The organism is Chryseobacterium taklimakanense (assembly GCF_900187185.1).
In the GTDB taxonomy this organism is placed as follows: Bacteria; Bacteroidota; Bacteroidia; order Flavobacteriales; family Weeksellaceae; genus Planobacterium; species Planobacterium taklimakanense.
In genome coordinates this window covers 319496-334067 of the sequence record NZ_LT906465.1, presented here as the reverse complement: position 1 = coordinate 334067, position 14572 = coordinate 319496, and the positions used below count along the sequence as shown (strand labels likewise).

General features: G+C 40.5%; 16 protein-coding genes. 6 read left to right on the top strand and 10 right to left on the bottom strand.

The genetic code is table 11. The features are described from left to right. Window positions 1-33: 33 nt before the first annotated feature. Window positions 34-333 (bottom strand): hypothetical protein, encoded by a 300-nt coding sequence (locus tag CKV81_RS01635; protein WP_095069778.1) that lies wholly within the window; start codon window positions 331-333, stop codon window positions 34-36. Window positions 334-466: 133 nt separating this feature from the next. Between CKV81_RS01635 and CKV81_RS01630 the strand changes: the two genes are divergently transcribed. Next, window positions 467-778: a CBS domain-containing protein gene (locus tag CKV81_RS01630; protein ID WP_095069776.1), complete on the top strand. Its 312-nt coding sequence runs from the start codon at window positions 467-469 to the stop codon at window positions 776-778. 79 nt (window positions 779-857) lie between these two features. Here CKV81_RS01630 and CKV81_RS01625 read toward each other — a convergent pair whose 3' ends face one another. From CKV81_RS01625 to CKV81_RS01585, 9 genes are all read right to left on the bottom strand, one after another. Next, window positions 858-2648: an acyl-CoA dehydrogenase family protein gene (locus CKV81_RS01625; protein WP_095069774.1), complete on the bottom strand. Its 1791-nt coding sequence runs from the start codon at window positions 2646-2648 to the stop codon at window positions 858-860. A gap of 38 nt (window positions 2649-2686) precedes the next feature. Then, window positions 2687-3046: a four helix bundle protein gene (locus tag CKV81_RS01620; protein WP_095069772.1), complete on the bottom strand. Its 360-nt coding sequence runs from the start codon at window positions 3044-3046 to the stop codon at window positions 2687-2689. Between the two features lie 33 nt (window positions 3047-3079). Next, window positions 3080-4258, bottom strand: a complete 1179-nt coding sequence (locus tag CKV81_RS01615; protein WP_095069770.1) for a thiolase family protein — start codon at window positions 4256-4258, stop codon at window positions 3080-3082. A 41-nt stretch (window positions 4259-4299) separates the two neighbouring features. Then, window positions 4300-4653 carry a four helix bundle protein gene (locus CKV81_RS01610; RefSeq protein ID WP_095069767.1) on the bottom strand — a complete coding sequence of 118 codons (354 nt, stop codon included), beginning with the start codon at window positions 4651-4653 and terminating at the stop codon, window positions 4300-4302. Window positions 4654-4709: 56 nt separating this feature from the next. Then, window positions 4710-7103 (bottom strand): 3-hydroxyacyl-CoA dehydrogenase/enoyl-CoA hydratase family protein, encoded by a 2394-nt coding sequence (locus tag CKV81_RS01605; RefSeq protein ID WP_095069765.1) that lies wholly within the window; start codon window positions 7101-7103, stop codon window positions 4710-4712. An 8-nt stretch (window positions 7104-7111) separates the two neighbouring features. Further along, a complete protein-coding gene (locus CKV81_RS01600; RefSeq protein WP_095069763.1) occupies window positions 7112-7564 on the bottom strand; it encodes a MarR family winged helix-turn-helix transcriptional regulator in 453 nt (150 codons plus the stop codon). Between the two features lie 166 nt (window positions 7565-7730). Beyond that, window positions 7731-8654 (bottom strand): ABC transporter ATP-binding protein, encoded by a 924-nt coding sequence (locus tag CKV81_RS01595; protein WP_095069761.1) that lies wholly within the window; start codon window positions 8652-8654, stop codon window positions 7731-7733. Between the two features lie 92 nt (window positions 8655-8746). After that, window positions 8747-9715, bottom strand: coding sequence for an iron ABC transporter permease (locus CKV81_RS01590; RefSeq protein WP_095069759.1), 969 nt, complete (start codon window positions 9713-9715; stop codon window positions 8747-8749). A 56-nt stretch (window positions 9716-9771) separates the two neighbouring features. Beyond that, a complete protein-coding gene (locus CKV81_RS01585) occupies window positions 9772-10329 on the bottom strand; it encodes a TlpA family protein disulfide reductase (RefSeq protein WP_095069757.1) in 558 nt (185 codons plus the stop codon). 27 nt (window positions 10330-10356) lie between these two features. Between CKV81_RS01585 and CKV81_RS01580 the strand changes: the two genes are divergently transcribed. The 5 genes from CKV81_RS01580 (at window position 10357) to CKV81_RS01560 (ending at window position 14527) form a co-directional block, all read left to right on the top strand. Continuing rightward, window positions 10357-11481, top strand: a complete 1125-nt coding sequence (locus CKV81_RS01580) for a 2Fe-2S iron-sulfur cluster-binding protein (RefSeq protein WP_095069755.1) — start codon at window positions 10357-10359, stop codon at window positions 11479-11481. After that, window positions 11478-12092 carry a SanA/YdcF family protein gene (locus tag CKV81_RS01575; protein ID WP_258454449.1) on the top strand — a complete coding sequence of 205 codons (615 nt, stop codon included), beginning with the start codon at window positions 11478-11480 and terminating at the stop codon, window positions 12090-12092. The genes CKV81_RS01580 and CKV81_RS01575 overlap by 4 nt, the downstream gene beginning before the upstream one ends. A 216-nt stretch (window positions 12093-12308) precedes the next feature. After that, on the top strand, window positions 12309-12932 hold the full coding sequence (udk, locus tag CKV81_RS01570) for a uridine kinase (RefSeq protein WP_095069753.1): 624 nt from the start codon (window positions 12309-12311) through the stop codon (window positions 12930-12932). After that, a complete protein-coding gene (locus tag CKV81_RS01565; RefSeq protein ID WP_095069751.1) occupies window positions 12925-13287 on the top strand; it encodes an FtsB family cell division protein in 363 nt (120 codons plus the stop codon). Before udk ends, CKV81_RS01565 begins: the two co-directional genes overlap by 8 nt. Before the next feature lie 73 nt (window positions 13288-13360). Beyond that, the gene (locus tag CKV81_RS01560) at window positions 13361-14527 is read left to right on the top strand and encodes a methylmalonyl-CoA mutase family protein (RefSeq protein ID WP_095069749.1); all 1167 of its coding nucleotides are present in this window, start codon (window positions 13361-13363) and stop codon (window positions 14525-14527) included. Window positions 14528-14572 lie beyond the last annotated feature (45 nt).

Below are 14572 nucleotides of genomic sequence, written 5' to 3'. Positions count from 1 at the left end.
AAATTTAATCTCTTAATTATTTTAAATTAAAAGTCAGGGAACTATTTTTGTAGGTGGTATGGCATCTTGGGATGTTGTTTTTCTGACAAGAGCTGTATCTTTACGTTTTATGCCGTTCGGAATGGCCACAGCGTTTCCTTTTGATTTACTGATCAATCCATAAAATGTTTCATTGTTAAACGTTTTATTTGGAATGGAAATCACTCCGGCAGAATCTTTCTCATTATAAAACTTTGAAACCAAGGAATCATTTCGCACCAAAGGAGCTGTTTTTTTGATTTGTGAAAAAAAGATTGCCGGGACAAGACAAAAAATAAGAGCTAAAGTTTTCATGGTTACAAAAAAAGTGGTTATATAGAGGACAACAAAAAGCATCAGAATATTACATATTAAATTATAAAAGTTTAAGGATACTTTAAAAGAACTTATCAAACACTTTCATTAAATTTACCACAATTTTATTTGAATGAGCCTTTCTCCGGACGCACAGAAGATATTTAATATGCTTGTATCAGAAATGATGGAAGACGGTTTTGTACGCATTTCGGAGAATACCTATTACAAAAAACTCGGCAGTATCACCGTTTCATTGATGGATAACGCTCTGAATATTGCTTATAAAGGGAAACTTTACGGAATTATTCCGGAGCGTGAAATTTTGAAACTTGCCAATGGGGTAGAACCTGTTCTTTTCCGCATCAAGTATTTGCTGGCAGCCGCTATGCAGCAGGATATGAACCGTTTTATGAATATGTTTTACAATTATTTTCTGAATTGATTTTCCCTATAAATTCTGACCTGAATAAGAAAACGCCCCGAATTTCGGAGCGTTTTCAATTCAAAATAACATATAGAAATTAGTACTTCCCTTTTTCAATGAAATGGGCAGCCACTTTTTCAGTCAGAGCCACCACATTCGGCATATTCGTGTATTTGGTGAATCTTCTGAGGCCTGAAAGCATCATTCTCTGTTCGTCGCCTTCTGCGAAAGAAACGATTCCCTCTTTAGCAGCCACCGTAATTTTTTCAACGGCTTTGTAAAGATTTAACTGAGCCATTGCAGCTTCCACTGACTCGGCTGAGAAATGTTTTTCAGCTCTTAAGACTGCTGATTCTGCCATATAAATCTGGTTCAGTATTTCAGAGGCGTTCAGCAACAGATGCTGCTGTTTCTCGATATCTGTCATGTATTTCTGAAGTGCTGCCCCCGCAACCATTAAGAAAACTTTCTTCAGATTGTGGATGATTGCTTTTTCTTCAGACATGAATTCTGAATAGTCCGGTACTTCGAAAGACGGAATTCCCATCAGTTCCTTACCTATTGCCATGGCAGGTTTCAGAAGGTCAAGTTCGCCTTTCATTGCTTTTTTAATAAGCATTCCTACGGCAAGAAGACGGTTGATTTCATTGGTTCCTTCATAAATTCTGCCGATTCTGGCATCTCTCCAAGCTGCTTCCATTGGTGCATCTTCAGAGAAGCCCATACCGCCGTATATCTGGATTCCTTCGTCAGAGATATTCTGCGTTAAATCAGAAACGAAAACTTTCAGAATTGAACATTCCACTGCGAAATCTTCAAGAGCTTTCATTTCAGCTTTTTGATGATCCATTCCACCGGCAATCAGTTCAGCAACTTTGTCTTCTACATTTTTCGCAGCTCTGTAGCAACCGGCTTCCGAAACGAATATTCCTGTTGCCATTTCTGCAATTTTCTTTCGGATGGCACCAAAAGTGGAAATCGCCACACCAAACTGCTTTCTCTCGTTGGCATAAGTGACAGAGTGGTTCAGGATTCTTCTTTGTCCGTCGATATTTGCAGCCGCCAGTTTTATTCTGCCCGCATTCAGCGCGTTCAGCGCGATTTTGAAGCCGTTGTTTCTTTCACCCAAAAGGTTTTCAACAGGAACTTTCATATCATTGAAAAATACCTGTCGTGTAGAAGATGAACGGATGCCGAGTTTGTGCTCCTCTTCACCTAATGTCAAACTTGCAGGGTCTTCCAGTTCGCTTCTGTTGATCACGAAACCGGTGATGTTTTTGTCATCATCAATCTTTGCAAAGAATGTGAATGTATCCGCAAAACCAGCGTTGGAGATCCACATTTTCTGTCCGTTGACGATGTAGTGTTGACCGTCTTCAGAAAGTCTTGCTTTTGTTTTTCCGGAATTTGCATCAGAACCTGCATCCGGCTCAGTCAAACAATATGCTCCGAATTTTTCACCCATTGCCAAAGCAGGAAGATATTTCTGCTTCTGCTCTTCAGTTCCGTAAAGCAGGATAGGAAGGGTACCGATTCCGGTGTGTGCTCCGTAAGCCGTAGCCAAAGAACCGTTTGCGCCTGAAACGATATCGCAAGCCAGCATGGTGGACACGAAGCCCATACCCAGACCGCCGTAATTTTCAGGAACTGCAATTCCCAAGGTTCCCATTTCGCCCAGCTTGCGCATAGTTTCCTCAGTAAGTGCGTAATCTTTTTTCTCGAAACGCTCGCGGTGTGGCACCACTTCACGCTCCATAAATTCTTCAAGGGATTCGCGCAGCATTTTTTGCTCGTCGTTCAGGTCTTCAAGGGAGAAAATCTCCTGAGCTTCGAAATCTTTAATTAAGAATTCGCCGCCTTTTAATGTGTTTTGTAATGTATCGCTCATTTTTTTATAATTTTAAATTTTGGATTTTGAATTTTGGGTTATGTGTTGTTTAAATTCTCACTGGTTGTTTTTACAATTGAAGTTAGAATGTTGACGATACTTTGAATTTCAGTTAAATATTTTTCTTCATTAAAAACTACAAGTTTTGATTTTGAAAGAAGCAAAATCCAATACTGGGTTTCTCTTGCCTCTTTACTGGCAATCGCCATTTTATAAAGAAAATCTTTCTTTGAAAAACCTGCAGTTGCTTCCTGAACATTGGCTCCAATGCTAGTGCCGCTTCTTAACAACTGTTTCGATATGACAAATTCATTTTGCGATTTGCAGATTTTGAACAATTCAATAATCATCAATGCAAAATCAAAAGATTTATCTCGAATAGTATTTTCAGGCTTCATTTCAATTCAAAACTCAACATTCAAAATTCAGAATTATAACAACTCAAAGATTGAAGCCGCTCCCTGCCCGGTTCCCACGCACATCGTTACCATTCCGTATTTGTTTCCTCTTCGGCGCATTTCGTCCAGGAGCTGAACGGTGAGTTTTGTTCCGGTACAACCCAGTGGGTGACCAAGAGCAATTGCGCCTCCGTTGACGTTCAAAATTTCAGGATTTAGACCTAATTCTTTTTTGATCGCAACAGATTGAGAAGCAAATGCCTCGTTCAATTCAATTAAATCGATGTCTTTCAGTTCCAAGCCTGCTTGTTTCAATGCTTTTGGAATTGCGTAGATTGGTCCCATTCCCATAATTCTTGGTTCAAGGCCCGCTGCAGCGTAAGAAACGAGTCTTGCTTCCGGCGCCAAACCTAATTCCTTCACCATTTCTTCAGACATTACTACGACGAATGCGGCGCCGTCTGACATTTGAGAGGAATTTCCGGCTGTTACCGAACCACCGTTGGCGAATACAGGGCGAAGTTTTGCCAAACCTTCCAGCGAGGTGTCTTTCCTTGGTCCTTCATCCACCGCAAAATCGAATTTCTTAGACTGCATTTTCTGGTTTTCATCCAGATAATTGTATTCTACCGGAATAGGAACGATTTGGTTGGCGAATTTTCCTTCTTCCAGGGCCTTCAATGCTTTTTGATGAGAATTGAAAGCAAATTCATCCTGTTCCTCACGGGAAATTTTATACTGATTGGCAACGGCTTCTGCGGTGTAACCCATTCCCCAGTAATAATCCGGGTTGGATTTTGCCACATCCGTTTCCGGAACGGGCTTGTAACCGCCCATCGGGATGTAACTCATAGATTCTGTTCCACCTGCAATGATGCAGTCCGCCATTCCTGCCTGAATTTTTGCAGAGGCAATGGCAATGGCTTCAGAGCCAGACGCGCAGTATCTGTTGACGGTAACTCCCGGAACTTTATCGGTCTGAAGACCCATCAGGGAAATCAGACGCGCAACGTTCAGTCCCTGTTCTGCTTCGGGCATTGCGTTTCCAACGATCAGGTCGTCGATTCTGTTTTTGTCTAACTGTGGCAGCTCAGCCATCAGTTTTTCGATAACGGTAGCCGCCATCACGTCAGGACGTGTGAAGCGCAGGGAACCTTTCGGTGCTTTTCCTACCGCTGTTCTGTATCCTTTAACTATATATGCTTGTTTCATACTTTGTTGTATAATGTACAATGTAATATGTACAATGATTTTTAAGATTTGTATTTGTTAATCAATTTTATCAACATATTTTGAATGTGTCTTAATTCGTTAAAAATTAAAGTATAACTGTCAAAATCTACATATTCCAGATTTTTAGAAACGAGTAATTGAGTTTCGAATTCGAAAGAGGAAGCCAAAGCCACCGACAGAAACTGCACAAACTGCTTGTCGGTATCTCTTCCTGCACCTTCGGCAATGTTTGAAGAAATCGAAACTAAACTTCTTCGCGACTGCGAGGTCAATCCGAAAATTTCGTCCTTTGGAAAGTTTTTGGAAATTTTATAGTAAACTGTGGTCAGTTCGATTGCTTTTTTCCAAACCTCCAATTCTCTGAAATTATGCATCTTTTTAAATTAAACATTCAAAATACATTGTACTTTGTACTTTTTACATTGTACAATTAGTTGCGCAGCGGTTTCCCGTTCTGTAACATATACTGAATTCTCTCAAGCGTTTTTCTTTCACCGGTTAGGGAGAGGAATGTTTCTCTTTCAAGGTTCAGCAGATACTGTTCTGTTACGACCGTCGGTTCGGAAAGATTTCCTCCCACCATGACGTAACCCAGTTTGTCAGCGATTTTCTTGTCGTGTTCAGAAATGTAGTTTCCGGCAAGCATCTGGTCGGTTCCCACATAGAACATACCAAGCGCGTCTTTACCAAGAACGGTTACTTTCTGTTCGATTGGCTGCGTGTAACCCTGTTCAGCAAGGAGTTTCGCTACTTTTTTCGCTTCGGCAATCTGACGGTTTTTATCAACCACCACAATGTCTTTGTGCTGCTCCAGAATTCCCATATCGTAAGCTTCGTAAGCAGAAGTCGCTACTTTACCCATTGCGATGTTCATAAAGGCGTCGCGCAGACGGTTGGTCTTCACATCATCTTTATTGAATTCACGGGAAGTTCTCAAAGTCAGTTCTTTGGTACCGCCACCGCCAGGAATTACACCAACACCGGTTTCCACCAGTCCGATGTAAGTTTCTGCTGCAGCAACCACCCGGTCGGCGTGCATCGTCATTTCGCAGCCACCTCCTAAAGTCATTCCGAAAGGTGCAACCACCACAGGAATGGAGGAGTAGCGAACTCTCATCATCGATTTTTGGAAGTAGGCAATCGCCATATTCAAATCGTCCCAGTCTTGGTCAATAGCCATCATTAGAATCATCGCTAAATTCGCTCCAACAGAGAAATTCGCTCCCTGATTTCCAACAACCAATCCGTCGTATTCTTTTTCTGCAATGTCGATGGCGCGGTTTAAGCCATCCAGAACACCGCCGCCCAAAGAATTCATTTTGGAACGGATTTCAAAATTGATGATTCCGTCGCCCAAATCCTGGATCGCAGATTCGGAATTGCTCCAAAGCGTTTTGTCTTTTCTGATGTTATCAAGGATGATGAAGGCTTCCTGTCCCGGGATATTTTCGTAATTCGATTTGGTCTGGTCGAAGAAAATTTTGTGGCCCTGTTCGTTCACTTTATAGAAAGATTCCACATTTTTAACCCATTCGGAAACGTCGTAACCGGCGTCCTTGGCAAGTTCAATTCCTTTCTGAACGCCCACGGCATCCCAGATTTCGAAAGGACCGTTTTCCCAGCCGAAACCTGCGCGCATTGCGTCGTCGATCTTATAAACTTCGTCAGAAATTTCCGGAACTTTATGCGAAACATATGCGAACAAAGCGCCTAAAGATTTTCTGTACAGTTCTCCGGCTTTGTCTTTTCCACCGATTAACACCTTGAATCGGTCAATCGGCTTGTCGATATTTTTGGTCAGTTCCAGCGTCGGGAAATTGGATTTACCCTGAAGTTCGTATTCCATCGTATCCAGGTTCAGGCCGTGGATTTCAGATTTTCCCTCAGCGTTTTTCACTTTTTTGTAGAAACCGCCTTCAGTTTTGGAACCAAGCCATTTATTGTCGATCATTTTCTGGATGTAATCCGGCAATTGGAAAACATCGTTGAAATTGTTCGGTTCCACACCGCTGGAATGTACGCCTTTCGCCACCATTACCAAGGTATCAAGCCCCACAACATCAGCGGTTCTGAAAGTTGCCGATTTCGGACGGCCAATTACCGGACCGGTCAGTTTATCGATGTCGGTCACATTTAAACCTAAACCTTTAACCTCGTGAAGCAGATTCATCATCGAGAAAACCCCGATTCTGTTGGCGATAAAAGCTGGAGTATCTTTCGCCAGAACAGTTGTTTTACCCAGGAATTTCGCGCCGTATTCCATATAGAATTTTGCGATTTCCGGATCGGTGAACTGCGTCGGAATCACCTCCAAAAGCGGTAAATATCTTACAGGATTGAAGAAGTGCGTTCCTGCAAAATATTTCTTGAAGTCGTCGCTTCTATCTTCTACAAGCAGGTTGATCGGAATTCCGGAAGTATTGGAAGAAACCAGAGTTCCCGGTTTTCTGAACTGTTCAATCTTTTCGTAAACCGATTTTTTGATGTCGAGTCTTTCAACCACCACCTCAATAATCCAGTCGGTATTTTTAATTTTCGGCAAATCGTCGTCGAAGTTTCCAACAGTAATTCTGTCGGCAAATTTCGGCGTGTAAAGCAGGGCAGGGCTTGCTTTTTTCAGTTTCTCAAAGTTTTCGGAAGCAATTCTGTTTCTTACGGCTTTGTCGTCTTTGGTAAGACCTTTCTTCTGTTCGGCTTCGGTGAGTTCAAACGGGACGATATCGAGCAGAAGCACCTCCACACCAATGTTGGCGAAGTGCGCTGCAATACCGGAACCCATAATTCCTGAACCGAGAACCGTTACGTGTTTAATTCTTCGTTTCATTTAATATCTTATTTTCTTTTATTTAATTCGTTTGCTGTTTTCAGAATGATGTCCATCACTTCCTTAAAGTTCTGAAGCTTTTCCGGAGACACTTTTTCCGTAATGGCTCTGTTGAAATTCACCACCACATCTTTTGAAATATTACGGTGCTGTAAGCCTTTTTCAGTCAGCTTAATGATTACTTCACGCTTGTCAGAAGTCGTTTTTTCTTTATAGATATAGCCATTGTCTTCCAAAAGCTTGATGATCCGGGTTAGCGAAGTGGGTTCAATCGCCATTTTTGGGCCGAGGTTGGTGCTTCGTGTACCTTCTTTGGGATCAATTTTAAGTAGGGTTAGCGCCTGCACTGTTGTTGTGTCGTACTCTGAAGCCATTTCGGAGAACATCTTCGAGACAGCCAACCAGGTAGACTTCAGAATAAGGTCTACATTTTCTACTTTTTCCTTATTGTTTTTTTCCATAAATATTTACTATTCTGGTTTTCCCAAATTTAAAAATTATTATGCATGCATAATATATCAATTTTGTTAATATTTTGTTAAATATTGAAAATCAGCAATTTAATCTTTATGAAAAGCATAATACTATGCATGCATAACATTTCTGGGACGTCCGTAAAATGTGGAATTAAAGGCTGTTCCGGAGAAATAAAATGATTTCCTCAAAACTGGTGAAATTTTGATGAGAATTATTGCTTTCAAGGATCCAGATACCTTCAGAAAATGTAAAATGATACGGCGAGAGGTCATTTTTAAAATTTTTCTGCAGCAAAGAATAGAGCAGTTCTTTTTGAAATTCTGTAGCTGAAATATGTGGCGGAATGAAATTTTTATGAATGTCGAAAAGAACAGGATCCGACAGATCCGGATGTGCCGAAAGTACATCTTCCGCAATTCCGGTGTACAGTTTTTGGCCTTTCACAAACCAGATTTTGTCAGCAAATTCTTTTGCAAGCCGCCAGTCGTGGGAGGAAAAAAGTATCAGCTTATTATATTTCCTTGCAAATTCACGCAGCAATTTTAGAATGATAATTTTATTGTCTTCATCCAAATGTGTGGTGGGTTCGTCCAGAATAATCATCGGTGAATTTTGAGCAAAAGCCCGACCGATAAAGGCTTTCTGAAGGTTACCGTCTGAAAGTTTCTGTAAAGTGAGTTTTTTGTATTGGTTTAAGTTTAAACTTTCAATGATTTCCGCAACTTCTTTTTTGTCGTTTACGTTCAGTTCAAAATAATAAGGATAATGGATGTATTTTCCCAGCGAAATTAAATCCTCAACAGTATAATTTGCTGGGATTTGTGCTTTAGAAAAAACAACAGCAATTTGCTCCGCAATTTCTTTGGCTGAAAGGTTTTTAATGCTTTTATTATTAATAAAAATTTCGCCTGAAAGTGCAGGAATCTGATTTAAAATGGATTTGATTAAAGTGGTCTTACCAACACCGTTGTTTCCAATTAAAAGACAGACTTCACCTATGCTCAAAGAAACATTCACGCCTTTAATTAAAGGTGTTTTATAACCGATGTCTGTATTTATTAATTCTAAAAACATTTATTGTTTCTCACAGATTTCACGGATTTTCACAGATTATATGTTTAAATATAAAGTTTTATTTCTGTGTAATCTGTGAAATCTGTGCGAGATTAATTTCTATTATTCAATAACATCATCAAGATCACCGGAATGCCAAACAGGGAGGTTATCACATTCAACGGAAACTGTGTCAGTTCTGAGATGATTGAAAACAATTCCATAATTATAATTCCCAAAACCATATTAAGGATCCACTGCTGCCAAAGTTTGGCCGGATTCCATATCATTCTGCAGAAATGCGGTACAACTATTCCTATAAATAAAATGGGGCCCAAAAAGGCGGTGACCGACGCCGAAAGCAGTGATGAAGCAATAATGACTAAGTATTTCAGCTGCGTCAAATTCACACCTAAACTTTGGGCATAACTGCTTCCCAAAGCGTTTCCAATTAACGGTTTAATAGTCTTAAAACTTACGGCCAATCCAGAAATTACAATAAGTGCCAGAACAAAAATTTGGTTAGCAGTTACGTGATTATTAGCACCAAAGCTCCACAGGATATAATTTTTCAGGCTCTGATCGTCGGCATACAACTGCAGGATCGATACAATGGCTCCGGCCAAAGCTGAAACCAGAAACCCAAAAATAATAAGGAAAGATTTGTCCTGAAATTTGTTCGAAAAAGCCAATAGAACCAACATCAGCAATAAACTACCGGCGATTGCGGAGATGCTGATAAATCCATTCTGAAGTATTTCCGGAATGGTGAAATTGTGTGAAAAGAAAATGTAAAAAGCCACGCTTAAACTCGCAACCGAGGAAATTCCCAGAACCGAAGGTCCCGCTAATGGATTCTGAAAATATTCCTGCAGCAAAAATCCGGAAGTCGGAATTGAGATGCCGGCCAGAAGCATTACGGCAACGCGGTTGATCCGCATTTGAGCAATTTGGGAATTTTCCGTTTGACCGATAAAATCGGAGAAATTGAGCTTTAAAAAACCAATGTTCAAGTTTATGGCAATAAAGATTAATGCCAGTATGAGAAGTGCTGAGCAAAGGAATTTAAACGGGTTGGTCATTCTAAACCACAAATCGAAAGAAGGTTTTCAAAAAATTGTAGCAATATTTTTATGTATTAATTAAAAGAATTCAACTTTCTTTCCAGTTCATCCTTCGTCATCATTCCGACGGTTTCATCGGTTTTATCGCCTTTTCGCATAAATGTAAATGGAATTGAACCGCCGTCCCACTGGCTGAAATTTTTAGTCATAAAATCAGGCGCCAAAGCCATTCCGTCAAGTAAAATGATTTGCTGGGCAATGCCGTGCGCGTCGCCAAATTCTTTTACCTTCGAGTCCCAGTCAGATTTCTGGTCCAGGCTTACAAAAGTGAATTTTACAGGTTTGCCTTTTAATTCATCCATTTTTTCACGGAAGTGGGGGAGTTCGCGTACACAGGGACCACACCAGGTCGCAAAAAAATTGGTGACGTACAGCGTGTCGTTTTTCCTGTTTAAAAGCTCCGAAACCTGATCGGGCGTGTATTCCGTCAAAATTATATTGTCCGCAGGTTCGTTGGTTTCAGGAATTACAACGGTGGAATCTGCTTCGTAGGTGTTTTCGGTTACCTTATTATCTTTTTTACACGATGTTAAAAACGCCAGTATCACAAGCGGAAGAAGAAACTTTTTCATAAATTTTTATATTTTTGTTTAAGAGATATGGAAGCACTTCTACACCAGGCAAAAAAGCAACCTTTTCACAGGCTAAAAATAACGAAAAAAGAGCAACTAACCAAAAACACTTTTGTCCTGGAGCTCGGAATTCCGGCGGAACTTCAAGACAGTTTCCGCTTCGAGGCCGGACAGTATGTATCATTAAAATATCTTCACCATGGCGAAGAATTCATAAATGATTATTCAATGACCACCGCGCCGCACGAAGGTAAAATTTGTCTCGGCATTAAAATCAATACCGAAGACAGTTCTACAATGAGCCTTTACCAGCATTACGGCATCGGTGATGAAATTGAAGCCGGTGAGCCAAAAGGGCGGTTCACTTTAGTCTCTAAACCCGCTGAATTCAGAACGATTCTTGGGTTTGCAGCGGGAATTGGGATTACGCCGATTTTAAGCCATTTCAAAAATATTCTTCACAATGAAGCGCGCACCCGAATGTTCCTCTTTTACGGGAATAGAAGCTGGGAAGATGTGGCTTTCCGGGACGAGCTCGAACTTTTGCAGAAAAAATATGCAGACCGGCTGCAGATCCACTACTTTTTTTCACAGGAAAGGGTCGGGAATGCTTTATTTGAGGGGCGCCTTGACCGGCAACGGCTCAGTTTGATCATCAATCAAATTTTGATGATTGATGATACTGATGAGGAAGCGACGCTTTGGGATTCGGTGGACGAAGTGCTGATCTGCGGTAAAGGCGAAATGATCAAATCTATTGCAAACGCCTGCTACGAAAACGGTATTCCGAAAAAGAACATTCATTTTGAACTTTTTGAGGAATTTAATGATGATATCTATCCTGTAGAAGTTGATTTTCCGCTCGTTGAAAATATTGAAGTTGAATTTACATACAACGGCGAGACCTACAAAACCACATTAAAAGATAATCGCGATAAATTGCTGCAAAGCCTTTCCATTCAGAAATTTACAGTTCCTTTTTCATGTAAATCAGGCATCTGCGGAAGTTGCCAGTGCCGTTTGGTAGAAGGTGAAGTAGAGCTGCTTGAAAATGAATATTTAACAGAGAGGGAAGAGGAGAAAGGCAATATACTGGCGTGCATGTCCTTCGCTTTGACAGACAAAATAAAATTGGATTTCGACCAGCTTTGAAAAGGATTTTAGACATATTTAAAATATTTTTCCTGATCATCGAGATGGGAATCCTGTCGATGATGATCGCGAATATCTGGGTATTTGCGCTTACCAACGGTCGCACGTACACCAAGATTTCGAAAATTCCACCACGGGAAACGGCTTTGGTCCTGGGAACTTCACCACGCACAAAATCCGGAAATGCCAATCCATATTTTATTTCGAGGATGGATGCTGCGGCGCTTCTTTACCATCACGGAAAAATTAAAAACATCATCGTGAGCGGCGAAAAAAGCAAAGGCTACGACGAGCCCACGGCGATGAAAAATTTCCTGATCTACCAGGAGGGCATTCCTGAGCACATCATTACCAAAGATTCCAGAGGTTTCAATACTCAGGCGAGCATCAAAAGGACGAAGGAACTTTATGGCGCAAATGATGTGATCATCGTTTCGCAGGGTTACCACAATTTACGGGCTTTGTTTTTTGCCAGAAACCTCGACATGAATGCCCTGGGTTTCGATGCGCAGGACATTACCAAGCCCGAAAGTTATTACAGAAACCAATCCCGGGAATTTTTCGCGCGTGTTTTGGCGGTGATTCATTATATTTTCAGAATCGACGATTGATTTCCTGAAACACAGAGTACACTGAGGTTCGCTGAGTTCAATTTTTTTTCTTAATGCAATGTGATAAAGCGACTTTGTGAGTGAATAAACTGGGGAACTTTGTAGAAAATAGTTCGTGCGCTGCGTGAAATAAATTCAAAAAAATCACTCATTTCTCGCGGTCCATTACTCCTTATTTATCTTTGAATTTAATATATTTGTAAAAACAAATTCTTAATGCTCGTAATCGGAATTGCAGGTGGTACCGGCAGCGGAAAAACCACAGTTGTCAATAAAATTCTTCAGCAGCTCAATGCCGAAGGTGTGAATGTTCTTTCGCAGGATAATTATTACCACGACAATCAGCATCTTTCGCTCCAGGAAAGGGAAGCGTTGAACTACGATCATCCAAAATCGATTGATTTTGAACTACTTCTGAAACATGTAAAAGCTTTGAAAAAAGGGGAGAACATCGAACAGCCGGTTTACAGTTTTGTGACACATTCCAGAACGGGAGACCACGTCAAAATTGAGCCTAGAAATGTTTTGATCGTTGAAGGAATTTTGGTTTTGACCAATCCTGAACTTTTAAAGGAATATGATTTAAAAGTCTTTGTACATGCCGATTCCGACGAAAGACTGATCAGGAGGATTCGCCGCGACACACAGGAACGCGGCCGTGATCTTAGCGAAGTCCTGCACCGCTATCAAACAACGCTGAAGCCCATGCATCAGGAATTTATAGAACCCTCTAAAAATGAAGCGGATCTGATTGTCCCAAACATGCGCCACAACAGCGTTGCGATTGATTTTCTAACCACAGTTATCAACAATTCACTTAAAAATCACGCTAATGTCTGAAGAACTGATCAAGGATATCAAACCAACTTCGAAAGCGGTGAAATTTCTCAGAAAATACATTCTGAACAAGTATTTTATTACAGTTTTTGCGTTTTTGGTTTGGATGATTTTTTTCGACAGCACTTCGTTTCTGGTTATCAACGAACTGAACCAGGAAATCGGGAAGTACGAAAAGCAGCTTTCCTATTACAAAGACGAATACCAAAAGAATGACGACTTCTACAAAAAGCTGATGAACAACAAGGATGAGAAGGAAAAATATGCCCGTGAAAATTATTTTATGAAAAAACCAAACGAAGAAATTTTCATCCTAGTGGTTGACAGCAGCAATATTACGAAACCAGCGGAAAAGTAGAATTTTAACGGTGCAACGGTACAAAGGCATGGTATAACGCCAGCTCCACGGTGAGTGGCACAAAAAAAGAAAAATGTTCAGCAAAGTTACATTACAGGATTGGGAATCACTGGTACAGAAACAGTTGAAGACCGACGATATTTATGCGGTGCTTTCCAAAGAAAATCTTGAAGGTTTGAAGGTTAGGCCCTATTACGATTCAGTTTTAAAGCCTTTGAAAAACCTTCCTAAGATTGAGGAATCTACACATTTGGTTTCGGTTTATCATGAGGATCTTGACGAAAACGTATTTGCATTTCTTCTGAATGAAAATGTAGAGAACCTCTCTGAAAAAGCGCTGTTTATCAACAATAAAGATTTATCAGAACACATTAAAACTGAAGATGACAGCCGTTATTTTTCTTTGATTGATGTTTTTGATGATAATGCCGGAACTTTAAATGAGCAACTTACGAAAGAGCTTTTAGCCAAGGATTTTGAGAGGAATATTGGTATCGATGTTTCATTTCATCAAAATTCAGGAGCGGCAATTTATCAGCAGCTTGGGATTGCAATGGCAAAAACCAAGGAACTGACGGAGCTTTTCGGGAAAGAAATATTGAACCAACTGGTTTTCAGAATTGCGATAGGCGCAAATTATTTCTTCGAAATATCCAAAGTGCGTGCACTGAAATTGACTTTCAATCAGCTTTCAAAGGAATTTGGACTGGATGAAATTCCATATATTTTTGCAGAAACTTCTTTTAGAAATAAAGCCAAAAACGACGAAGAGAACAATTTGATCCGCTCTACTCTCGAGCTGGCGGCAGCGATGATTGGCGGTGCAGACGCGGTTTTCACCAATGATTACAAACTGCAGAATGCAAACGAACTTTCTGAAGAAATTTCATTCAAACAGCAAATTGTTTTGGCTTACGAAAGTATCATCAATGTTTTTGAAGACGCACCAAACGGCAGCTATTATATTGAAGATCTAACGCAGCAAATTGCAGAGAAATCCTGGAGATATTTCCTGGAAATTGAAGAACAGGGCGGTTACCTTGAAAATTTAAGATCCGGAAAAATCCAAAAAGATATCTTTTCCCAGGCTGTTGCAGAACAGAAGTGGTTGGAAGAGGGCAGGATAAAATTGATCGGTGTAAACCTTTACCCAAAACTTGAAAAGACAAAATCAGCGGAGGATTTATATTCAGAACACGAAATCAAACCGGTACGCTTGGCGGAGATGTTTGGTTGTTGATCTCTCTCAGAATTTCACAGGAATTATTGGGAGAGCTTACAAATT